Raw genomic sequence first — 9,293 nt, forward strand, 5'->3', positions numbered from 1 at the left:
GCACCGTCTCGGCGTCAGGCCGGCCGGGCCGAGAGCACCGTCCCCTGCGCCACCGCGCACAGGGTCTCCGCCCCCTCGTCGTCCACGGTCCAGAGATCGCAGCGCACCACGGCCTGCCTGCGGCCGGTGTGGACCACCTGCGCGCGGGCGGCCAGGGTGCGGCCGCTCGCCGGGCGGACGTACTGGATGGAGAAGCCACCGGTCAGTACGGCAGGCCCGAGCGTGGTCCCGGCTGCGAAGGTGAGTGCGTTGTCGGCCGCGTAGGACAGCACCCCACCGTGCAGGAACCCGTTCTGCTGGGTGAGCTCCTCGCGCACGTCGATCTCGAGGACGGCCGCGCCGTCCCCGAACTCGGTGATCCTCGCACCGACGAGCCCGCTGAACGGCTGGCTGTCGAGAACCCGCTGTGCCGTGTCCGCCGAAAGTTCGGTCATGACCCCCATCCCACGAGCCCCCGGGGAGACGACGCACCTCCCGGACCGGCGCCGTCGGCCCGGCCGGTTCAGGCCCGGCCGGTGCCCCGCACCTCGTCGTGTTCCCCGGCCTCGTGGAGGAGTCCCGCGTCGTGCACCAACAGGGCGATCTGTACGCGGTTGTTGAGGTCCAGCCTGGCGAGGATCCGGGAGACGTGCGTCTTGACGGTGGCCACGCTCAGATGGAGCTCGGCGGCGATCTCCGCGTTGGAGCTGCCGCGTCCGACGGCCGACGCCACGTCCTGCTCGCGGTCCCCCAGTTCGGCGAACCGCCGCCGGGCGCGGGCCCGGCGGTCCCGGCCGTCGTCCGCCGGGTGTCCTGCCGCGCGGGCCATGAGCCGGCGGGTGACGGCGGGTGAGAGGACGGGCTCTCCGGCGGCGACCCTCAGGACCGCATCGACGATCTGTGCCGGCGGGGTGTCCTTCAGGACGAATCCCGCCGCCCCCGCGCGGATGGCCCGCAGCACCTGCTCGTCGGCGTGGAAGGTCGTCAGGACGATGACCTCGGGGGCGCCGGGCCGGTGGCGCAGCGCCTCGGTCGCGGCCAGCCCGTCCATGCCGGGCATCCGGATGTCCATGAGCACGACGTCGGGGTGCGACCGTTCGACGAGGGCGGCGACCTCGGTGCCGTCCGCGCCCTCCCCGACGATGTCGATGTTCCCCGCGCCGCCCAGCATCAGGATGAGGCCGGCCCGGACGAGGGGGTCGTCGTCGACGATGGCCAGCCGGACCGGTCGCGCCTCCGGCGACGGCGGCGTAGGAGTGCTCATGCCGGCCACGGTAGCCGGGCCCTGACCGTGAATCCGCCGTCGGACCGGGGCCCGTGCTCCAGGCTGCCGCCGGCCAGGCTCGCGCGTTCGGTGAGACCGATGAGCCCCTGACCGGATCCCGGGACCGGTTCGAAGGGTTCTTCGGGTGCCGGGTTGCCGATCTCGATGGTCAGCCCGTTGCCCGGTCCGCCCGCCACCGTGACCCCGACGGGGGCTCCGGGTGCGTGCTTACGGGCGTTGGTCAGGGCTTCCTGGGCGATGCGGTAGACGGTCCGCCCGGTGGCAGGCGGTGCCTGGGCCGGGTCGGCGACGGAGTTGTCGAGCATGACCTCCATGCCGGCCGAGCGGGACTCGTCGATCAGGGCGTCCAGCGTGACGAGGGTGGGCTGCGGCCGGTTGCCCTCGTCGCCGTCGCCGGGGGCACGCAGCACGCCGATGATCTCGCGGAGGTCCTGGAGCGCCTCGTGGGCGCTGTCCCGGATGACTCCGGCTGCCCTGCCGACCTCGGCCGGGGGTGCGTCGGGCCGGAACTCGAGGGCGCCGGCATGGACGCTGAGCAGGGTCAGCCGGTGGGCGAGGACGTCGTGCATCTCGCGGGCGATGGCCTCCCGCGCCAGCCGCTGGGCCTGCTCGGCCCGGAGCGCGGCCTCGGCCTCCGCCCGTCGTGCCCGCTCGCGCAGGGTGACGACCAGCTGCCGCCGTGACCGTACGACCATGCCCCAGCTGAGCACGAGGAGGATGAGCAGGACGCCGATGACGGTGGAGGCTACGAAGGAGGTCCCGGGGTCCGGGCGCAGCATGGGCTGCACGGGGGCGACGACGAGGGCACCGGCACCGACGAACGCCACCGGCTTGAAGGGCCGGTGCACGGCCAGGCTGAACAGGCCGATCAGCATCGCTCCCGCCGCGACGGGCTCGACGAGGCTGACCACCGTGAGGATCACGGCGGTCCCGACCGGCCACCTCCGCCGGACCCAGATACCGCAGCACGCCGCCGCGCCGACGAGTGAGTCCAGGAGGACGACCTCGTCGGCGGTCGTGCGGTCGGCCTCGATCGCGGCGAGGGCGGCCATCCCGAATCCGGCGGCGCAGAGGAAGAGCGTGATGTCGACGGCCCAGTCCCGTACGGTCCGGCGCGGTCCGCCCGGGTGGCCGGGCGGCTCGTGATCGGCCAGTGCCGAGGGCAGCAGCCAGGGGTACTCCGTGCGGGTCATACCGACAACGTACCCAGCCGGTGGGCCGCCCCGGCGCTTTCGCCCCGGGGGCGATACCTAAGTCGCGCGATCCGATACTTCCGTCGGCCGCCCGCAGACCGAAGCCCGACGCGGGCTCCGGGCGGTCGGCTCCAGGCTCGGCCCATGAGGAAATTCGTGGAAGCCGCAGGGTTCATCGTGTTCGCGCAGGGCGCCGCCGGGCTCCTCCACGAGTGGACGGGCTGGTTCCGGCTCTGGGCGGTGGTGGCGCGGCTGGACTTCCTCGACGACCACGGGCTCTTCGTCAGCATCGTGCTGGTCGTGACGGGCACGGCCGTGATGATCGCGGCGGACTCGATCAGGACGTGACGTCCGCGCGGCGGCGCCCCCAAGCGGTGCCGGCCAGCACGAGCACCCCGCCGATCACCCCCGGGGTACCGAGGCGCTCACCCCCGATCGCGATGCCGACGGCCGCGGCCCAGAGGGGTTCCGTACCGAGCAGCAGGCTGACGCGTGACGGAGAGGTACGGCGTACCGACCACATCTGCACGAAGAACGCGAACAGCGTGCAGAACACGGACAGGAAGAGCAGCCCCGCCCATTCGGTGGCGCCGAAGTCCGCCGCCACCGTCCAGGGCGCCGCCCCGGTCCCGGGGACGGCGGCCAGGACGGCGAAGACCGTGACGGCGCTGCCGAGCTGCACGGTGGTCAGGGACAGCGAGTCGGCGTCCTGGACCGCCTTGATCCGCGCCATCGCCAGCACGTGGACCGTGCGGGCCAGGGCGGCGAGCAGCATCAGGAGATCGCCCGCCGAGGGGCTGGTGAAGCCGCCGCCCTGCGTCAGCAGCACCACACCGGCCACCGAGAGGCCGGCCGCCGCGAGGAAGGCCGACGGCGGCCGGACCCGGGTCACCGCGGCCTCGGCCAGCGGGGTGAAGATCATCGTGAGGCTGATGATGAGACCCGCGTTGGTCGCCGACGTGTGCACGACGCCGTAGGTCTCGAGCAGGAAGATCACACTGAGTACGAGTCCCAGCAGGCCCGCGCCCCGCCACTGCGCGCCGCTCAGCGCCCGCAGTCCGCGCCACCCGGCGACCACCAGGGCGGGCAGCACGATCGCGAAGCGGAGTACGAGCACGGCGATGACGGTGTGCGTCGTGGTGATGCCCTTGGCCGCGAGGTAGCTGGCCCCCCAGACGGCGGCGACGACGAGCAGCGGCAGGTCGGTGACCCACGCGCGGCGGGTCGGGGCGAGCGCGGGCAGGACGGCAGAGGACACCTGGTTCTCCTGGTTCTCCACAGCGGGAACGATGTGGAGACCTCGCCGGCTCACACGGGAAGCGATCACCGTATCGAACGGCCGGCCCCCTCGGGAACCTCCGTCCGGAGGGTGACTCGGCCACGTGTTCGCAGGGGTCGTCACTGCTGGAAGCGGCCCCACGGTTGTGCCGGCTCCTCCTAGAATGTCGGTCTTGGGACGCTCGGACACACGGAGTTGGCACATGGGTGGAGCGCGGCTGGACGGACGGGTCGAGCGGGGGAACCAGACCAGGCAACTGGTACTGGGGCGCGCGGTCCACGTCGCCTCGACCGAGGGGCTGGAGGGCCTGTCGCTCGGCCGGCTGGCCACGGAGCTGAGGCTGAGCAAGAGCGGCGTGTTCGCCCTCTTCGGCTCCAAGGAGGAACTGCAGCTCGCGACCGTGCGTGCCGCCGTGTCGGTCTTCGTCGAGCACGTGCTGACACCGACCAGGGCCGCTCAGCCCGGTCTGGGCCGCGTCTGGCGGATGTGCGAGAGCTGGCTCTCCTACTCGCAGCGCCGGGTCTTCAGCGGCGGCTGCTTCTTCTACGCGACCATCGCGGAGTTCGACTCCAGGCAGGGCAAGGTGCACGACGCCCTGGCCTCCACGCAGACCGGCTGGGTCACCTTCGTGGAGGAGACCGTCGAGGGGGCCAGGGTGCGGGGCGAACTGGCGGCGGACACGGATGTCTCGCAGCTGGCGTTCGAGCTCATCGCGTTCATGGAGCTCGCCAACGCGGAGTCCGTACTGCACAACAACAACCCCGGCTACACCAAGGCGGCACGGGCCATCCTGGGGCGGCTCCGCGCGTCGGCCACGGACCGTTCGGCGCTGCCTCCGGCCCCCTGACACCGCTACCCCTCACGCGCCGGGGTCGAAGCTCCCGAACCGCGCCGGGCCCATCGGCCGGTAGGTGTGGATCGCGACGCCGCTGCCCGTGGTCCGCGCTTCGGTCAGCTCGAAGGCCGTCGGCTTCCCGCCGTCGGGGAAGAGCCGCCTGCCGCTGCCCAGGTAGACGGGGTGGACGAGCAGGTTGACCTCGTCGATCAGGTCGTGCGCCATGAGGAACTGTGCCAGGGTGCCGCTGCCGTGGATCTGCAGCTCCCCCTCCTCCGTGCGCTCCTTCAGACGGGCGACAACCGCCGGCACGTCGTCCCTGACGACGGTGGTGTTCTCCCACTCCGGGTCCTCAAGGGTCGTGGAGACGACGTGCTTGGGCAGGGTGTTGAGCCGGGAGGCGATCGGGTCCTCCGGGTCGGTGACCTTGGGCCAGTAGGAGGCGAAGATGTCATACGTACGCCGCCCGAGCAGGTAGGCACCCGAGCGGTCGAAGACGTCATTGACGAACGCCCCCAGTTCGTCGTCCGCGAACGGCACCATCCAGCCGCCGTACCCGAACCCACCGGTGGTGTCCTCCTCGGGCCCGCCAGGGGCCTGCATCACGCCGTCGAGGGACACGAACGTCGTGAGGGTCAGTCTGGCCATGGTCCCGCTCCTCCGTATCGCCGTCGCGGTGGATCCCGGCAGCCGCGGTCGCTTCCACCCGTACAGACCCCACTGTCGGACGGAACTCACCGGTACGCCCGGTGGAGACCCTGGTGCCGCCCGGCCGCGTCGCGCGCCCCGCCCTACGCTGGCGGGGACCGTACGCGATCGAAAGGCCAAGACGATGAGCCGGACACCGACCCCCGTCCGCAACCTCCACGACGGCAGCACCGTCCCCGCGGTGGGCCTCGGCACCTGGCTGCTCGACGACGAGGCGGCCGAGGAGGCCGTCGCCGGTGCGCTGGGGCTCGGCTACCGGCTCGTGGACACCGCGTTGAACTACGGGAACGAGACCGGCACAGGCCGCGGGATCGCCCGCTCCGGGGTGCCCAGGCAGGAGCTCTTCGTCACCACCAAGGTCCCCGGCCGCCACCACGGCTACGCGGAGACGCTGGCGTCCTTCGAGGAGTCGCGGGGCAATCTGGGACTGGAGTACGTCGACCTCTACCTCATCCACTGGCCGCTGCCGCGGGTGGACAAGTACGTCGACACCTGGAAGGCGATGATCAAGCTCCGCGAGGACGGCCTCGTACGCTCCATCGGCGTATCCAACTTCACGGCGGAGCACCTGGACCGGCTGGAGCGGGAGACGGGTGTGCTGCCCGTGGTGAACCAGGTCGAGATGCACCCGCTGCTCCCGCAGGAGGAGCTGCGGGCGGTGCACGCCGCGAAGGGCATCGTCACCGAGAGCTGGAGCCCCCTGGCCCGGGGGCGCCAGGTGCTGGAGACCCCGGAGGTGATCGCCGCCGCCGAGGCCCATGGGGTGACACCGGGCCAGGTCGTGCTGCGGTGGCACACCCAGCTGGGGGCGGTACCGATCCCGAAGTCCGCCGACCCCGGGCGCCAGCGGGAGAATCTCGACCTGTTCGGCTTCGAGCTGACCCGGCAGGAGCTGGACCGGATCGGCGCCCGGCCGCCGCAGCGCTTCGGCGGCGACCCCGACGCGCACGAGGAGTTCTGACGGGGGCGGTCACCGGTCGATGAGGAACGGGGTCACCGGTTGCGCGGGGTGACCTCCGACATCCGCGACCAGTCGTCCCCGGGCACCTCGACGTTGACGATCTCGGGGACCTCGCTGACGAGCTCCGACATGGTGTCGATCGCCGCCTTGAAGTGCTCGGAGTTCACGTGCGCCTCGCCCGCCTCCTGCGAGGCGAACGCCTCCAGCAGGACGAACTGGTCCGGGTTCTCGACGCTGTAGGACCAGTCGAAGAAGAGGTTGCCCGGTTCCTGACGGGTCGCGAGGGTGAAGTCCTCGACTGCCGGGAGCCAGTTGTCCCGCTCGGCGGTGCGCACGGTGAACTTGACGGCGATGAAGATCATGGCGACTCCTGGTCGGGACGGCGGCGTCCGCCCAGCGTCCCATATCCCCTCGGGGCAGGTGTGAACCGGCACACCCTCCCGTGGACCGTGCGCGGCACGCGGGGACTACCCGCCGAGCTCCTCGTGCCGGGCGGCCAGCCGTGCCGCTCCCCCCTCGGTCAGCGTGCCGAAGAGCCGCAGCCTGGAGATCCCTCCGTCCGGGAAGATGTCGATCCGGACATGCGTGCCGCGTACGGGCTCGGGCAGGACGAAACGGTGGTTCGTGTCGGGCTGGAGCCTGGTGCGGGGCAGGACCTCCGCACGCTCCCCCTCCTCGCCGTCGCAGACCGAAATCGCGGCCCAGCCGGCCGCGTTGCCCTTGAGGTAGGCGGTGTCGATCTCGACGGCACGGATCTCCGACTGCTCCACCAGCCGGTAGCGGATCCAGTCGTTGCCCCTGTCGCGCCGGCGACGGGTCTCCCAGCCGTCGTCCATCTTGCGGGAGCGGCCCGGCGCGATGGTGTTGGTGGCCGGGGAGTAGAAGCGGTCGGAGGCGTCCTCGACCTCGCCACCGTTCTCCAGGGCGACCAGGTCGAACGTCCCCAGGGCGGCCAGCCACGCCGGGTCGGGAGCCACTTCGCCGTGGACGCGCAGGCGGGCTATGCCTCCGTCGGGGTGCTGGTTGACCCGCAGATGGGTGAAGCGCTGTTCCTCGTCGACCTCGAAGCCGTTGGCCGCGTGGCCGCCGACTGCCGTACGGGGGACGAGCGTTGTCCACTTCACGTCGGGCGCGAGGAGGTCCTCGGGGGACGGGGAGCCTGGCAGCGAGGTCGCCTCGACGGAGACCGACTGCGGGTAGTTGCCGCGGAAGTGCGCGGTGTCGACGACCAGCCCGCGCACCACGCCGGGCGCACCGAGGCGTACGAGCGCCCAGTCGTGGTCCTCGTCGGTGGGGTGCGGCTCGGCGGCGCCCGTACCGCGCCGTCGGCGGGTCTCCCAGCCGTCCATGATCTTGCCCTTGTGGCCGAAGCGCTCAGGGTCGAACGCCGCGGGTTCCGGCTTCAGCAGGTTCTCGCGCTCGGCGAAGAACTCGTCGTTGGCGGCGATGACGCCGCCACCCAGACGCCGGTCCGCGAGGTCCACGAGATGGGTGAACGGGAAGTCGGCGGTGCGGTAGTCGGCGTACGGGTCGCCTCCCCCGTACGGGCTCGCGTCGCCGGTGAAGTGAGGTGTCGCCGTCATGGTCAGTGGTCCCTTTCGAGGAGACGGCCGGTGGGTTCGGCGAGTACGCCGTCGGACACGATCCGCGTGCCGCGCAGCCAGGTGGACTTGACGACGCCGTGCAGGGTCTTCCCCGCGTAGGCGGTGACCTGGTTGCGGTGGAAGAGCCGGACCGGGTCGACGGTGAAGGTCTCGTCGGGGGCGAGGACCGCGAAGTCCGCGTCCCGTCCGGCCTCGATGGCGCCCTTGCGGGTGAGTCCGGCGAGTCGGGCGGGGGCGGCGGACATCCAGCGGGCCACGTCGTCCAGGGTGTGGCCGCGCCGGCGCGCCTCGGTCCAGATGGCGGGCAGGCCCAGTTGCAGTGAGGAGATCCCGCCCCAGGCGGAGGCGAAGTCAGGGGTCTTGAGGTCGGTGGTGCAGGGCGAGTGGTCGGATACGACGCAGTCGATCGTGCCGTCGGCGAGCCCGGCCCAGAGCGCGTCCTGGTTGGCGGCCTCCCGAATTGGCGGGCAGCACTTGAACTCCGTTGCGCCGTCAGGGACTTCCTCGGCGGTCAGGGTGAGGAAGTGCGGGCAGGACTCGACGGTGACGCGTACGCCCTCCCGCTTGGCCGCGGCGATCAGCGGCAGCGCGTCGCAGGAGGACAGGTGCAGGACGTGGACGCGGGCGTTCAGACGCCTGGCGTGGGCGATGAGGCCTTCGATCGCGGCGTTCTCGGCGTCACGCGGACGGGAGGCCAGGAAGTCGGCGTACTTCCCGCCGCTCTTCTGCGGGGCCTCGGCCAGGTGGTGCGGATCCTCGGCATGCACGATCAGCAGGCCGCCGAAGCCGGCGATCTCGGCCATGGAGCGGGCCAGTTGCTCCTGGTCCAGCTCGGGGAACTCCTCGACGCCGGAGGGCGACAGGAAGCACTTGAATCCGAACACCCCGGCCTCGTGCAGCGGACGCAGGTCCTTCGTGTTGGACGGGATCGCACCGCCCCAGAAGCCGGTGTCGATGTGCGCCTTGGGTGCGGCCACCTGCCGCTTCACCCTGAGGTGCTCGACCGTGGTGGTCGGCGGGAGGGAGTTGAGCGGCATGTCGAGCAGGCTCGTGATGCCGCCCGCCGCCGCGGCGCGGGTGGCGGTGTGGAACCCCTCCCACTCGGTGCGGCCGGGGTCGTTCACATGGACATGGGTGTCGACGAGCCCCGGCAGCAGGACGTCGTCGCCGAAGTCCTCGACGCGGGCCCCGCCCGGCACCTCGGCGTCGTACGGCAGGACCGCTTCGATCTCCCCGCCGGCGACGAGGACCACTGCCGCGCGGGTTCCCTCGGGGGTGACGACGCGGGTCGAGCGGAGTACCAGCTTCACGTCCGCATCGGACACCTGTGCTCCTCACGCAGAATTCAACGATTTGTTGAAGGAGTCTTCACTCGGGAGAGCGCCCCGTCAAGACCCTCCCGTCCGCCGCGCCGGCCAGCGGGCCACGCGTCGCGGCGATTAGAGGTTT

The 9,293-nt window shown here is 71.7% G+C and carries 11 protein-coding genes; 3 read left to right on the top strand and 8 right to left on the bottom strand.

What is annotated here, in order from left to right:
• Window positions 1-14: 14 nt before the first annotated feature.
• The 3 genes from JOC24_RS17080 to JOC24_RS17090 form a co-directional block, all read right to left on the bottom strand.
• The gene (locus JOC24_RS17080; protein WP_205021149.1) at window positions 15-434 is read right to left on the bottom strand and encodes a PaaI family thioesterase; all 420 of its coding nucleotides are present in this window, start codon (window positions 432-434) and stop codon (window positions 15-17) included.
• 68 nt (window positions 435-502) lie between these two features.
• Window positions 503-1,243: a response regulator gene (locus JOC24_RS17085; protein ID WP_205021150.1), complete on the bottom strand. Its 741-nt coding sequence runs from the start codon at window positions 1,241-1,243 to the stop codon at window positions 503-505.
• Window positions 1,240-2,457 (bottom strand): sensor histidine kinase, encoded by a 1,218-nt coding sequence (locus JOC24_RS17090; protein ID WP_205021151.1) that lies wholly within the window; start codon window positions 2,455-2,457, stop codon window positions 1,240-1,242. The genes JOC24_RS17085 and JOC24_RS17090 overlap by 4 nt, the downstream gene beginning before the upstream one ends.
• A gap of 144 nt (window positions 2,458-2,601) precedes the next feature.
• On the opposite strand from JOC24_RS17090, the gene JOC24_RS17095 reads away from it, so the two are divergent.
• On the top strand, window positions 2,602-2,805 hold the full coding sequence (locus JOC24_RS17095; RefSeq protein ID WP_205021152.1) for a hypothetical protein: 204 nt from the start codon (window positions 2,602-2,604) through the stop codon (window positions 2,803-2,805).
• Here the strand turns inward: JOC24_RS17095 and JOC24_RS17100 are convergent.
• Entirely contained in the window at window positions 2,795-3,715 is a 921-nt protein-coding gene (locus JOC24_RS17100; RefSeq protein WP_205021207.1) for a DMT family transporter, read from the bottom strand. The two genes, JOC24_RS17095 and JOC24_RS17100, sit on opposite strands and share 11 nt — an antisense overlap.
• A 223-nt stretch (window positions 3,716-3,938) precedes the next feature.
• Between JOC24_RS17100 and JOC24_RS17105 the strand changes: the two genes are divergently transcribed.
• The gene (locus JOC24_RS17105; protein WP_205021153.1) at window positions 3,939-4,583 is read left to right on the top strand and encodes a TetR/AcrR family transcriptional regulator; all 645 of its coding nucleotides are present in this window, start codon (window positions 3,939-3,941) and stop codon (window positions 4,581-4,583) included.
• 12 nt (window positions 4,584-4,595) lie between these two features.
• Here the strand turns inward: JOC24_RS17105 and JOC24_RS17110 are convergent, their stop codons facing one another.
• Complete coding sequence (locus JOC24_RS17110; RefSeq protein WP_205021154.1) at window positions 4,596-5,219, bottom strand: dihydrofolate reductase family protein; 624 nt, start codon at window positions 5,217-5,219, stop codon at window positions 4,596-4,598.
• Between the two features lie 184 nt (window positions 5,220-5,403).
• On the opposite strand from JOC24_RS17110, the gene JOC24_RS17115 reads away from it, so the two are divergent.
• On the top strand, window positions 5,404-6,240 hold the full coding sequence (locus JOC24_RS17115; protein ID WP_205021155.1) for an aldo/keto reductase: 837 nt from the start codon (window positions 5,404-5,406) through the stop codon (window positions 6,238-6,240).
• Window positions 6,241-6,272: 32 nt separating this feature from the next.
• On the opposite strand, the gene JOC24_RS17120 is transcribed toward JOC24_RS17115, so the two are convergent.
• The 3 genes from JOC24_RS17120 to allB form a co-directional block, all read right to left on the bottom strand.
• Window positions 6,273-6,602: a putative quinol monooxygenase gene (locus JOC24_RS17120; protein WP_205021156.1), complete on the bottom strand. Its 330-nt coding sequence runs from the start codon at window positions 6,600-6,602 to the stop codon at window positions 6,273-6,275.
• Between the two features lie 105 nt (window positions 6,603-6,707).
• Window positions 6,708-7,823, bottom strand: coding sequence for an allantoicase (gene alc / locus JOC24_RS17125; RefSeq protein WP_205021157.1), 1,116 nt, complete (start codon window positions 7,821-7,823; stop codon window positions 6,708-6,710).
• A gap of 2 nt (window positions 7,824-7,825) precedes the next feature.
• Window positions 7,826-9,169: an allantoinase AllB gene (allB, locus tag JOC24_RS17130; RefSeq protein ID WP_205021158.1), complete on the bottom strand. Its 1,344-nt coding sequence runs from the start codon at window positions 9,167-9,169 to the stop codon at window positions 7,826-7,828.
• Window positions 9,170-9,293 lie beyond the last annotated feature (124 nt).

This window comes from Streptomyces sp. HB132 (assembly GCF_016909575.1).
Lineage (GTDB): Bacteria > Actinomycetota > Actinomycetes > Streptomycetales > Streptomycetaceae > Streptomyces.

Excerpts from the sequence above, each read along its gene's own strand:
- JOC24_RS17120 (WP_205021156.1), bottom strand. The coding sequence starts at position 6,602 with ATGATCTTCATCGCCGTCAAGTTCACCGTGCGCACCGCCGAGCGGGAC.
- alc (WP_205021157.1), bottom strand. The coding sequence starts at position 7,823 with ATGACGGCGACACCTCACTTCACCGGCGACGCGAGCCCGTACGGGGGA.
- JOC24_RS17090 (WP_205021151.1), bottom strand. The coding sequence starts at position 2,457 with ATGACCCGCACGGAGTACCCCTGGCTGCTGCCCTCGGCACTGGCCGAT.
- JOC24_RS17110 (WP_205021154.1), bottom strand. The coding sequence starts at position 5,219 with ATGGCCAGACTGACCCTCACGACGTTCGTGTCCCTCGACGGCGTGATG.
- JOC24_RS17095 (WP_205021152.1), top strand. The coding sequence starts at position 2,602 with ATGAGGAAATTCGTGGAAGCCGCAGGGTTCATCGTGTTCGCGCAGGGC.
- JOC24_RS17085 (WP_205021150.1), bottom strand. The coding sequence starts at position 1,243 with ATGAGCACTCCTACGCCGCCGTCGCCGGAGGCGCGACCGGTCCGGCTG.
- JOC24_RS17105 (WP_205021153.1), top strand. The coding sequence starts at position 3,939 with ATGGGTGGAGCGCGGCTGGACGGACGGGTCGAGCGGGGGAACCAGACC.
- JOC24_RS17080 (WP_205021149.1), bottom strand. The coding sequence starts at position 434 with ATGACCGAACTTTCGGCGGACACGGCACAGCGGGTTCTCGACAGCCAG.
- JOC24_RS17115 (WP_205021155.1), top strand. The coding sequence starts at position 5,404 with ATGAGCCGGACACCGACCCCCGTCCGCAACCTCCACGACGGCAGCACC.